Here is a 242-nt window from a genome sequence, read left to right on the forward strand (position 1 = left end):
CATCTGGCCTAATCAGCTAAGCTTCAGCGGGTGTTCTAGCGCAGTGATTGCATTCCTTCTAACAACGGGGCTTACAAGCCCCGGGAAGCTGCCCGTGTTGTATGAAAATCTTATCAATCAGCTGACTTACTACGAGCTACCGACACGCCGAGAAGACAGGTTATATCCGCGATGTGTTAAACCTAAACCGGGTAAGTACCCCGCTAAAAAGAAAAATGCCAGTCAGCTTAACTGACTGGCAT

Annotated in this window: 1 pseudogene; it reads left to right on the plus strand. The window is 48.3% G+C overall.

Annotation, left to right across the window (positions count from 1 at the left end):
• Positions 1-235 (plus strand): annotated as a pseudogene (locus tag RJ41_RS19270) (IS4 family transposase); the annotation flags it as partial.
• Between the last annotated feature and the right edge of the window lie 7 nt (positions 236-242).

The organism is Alteromonas marina (genome assembly GCF_000808575.1).
Lineage (GTDB): Bacteria > Pseudomonadota > Gammaproteobacteria > Enterobacterales > Alteromonadaceae > Alteromonas > Alteromonas marina_A.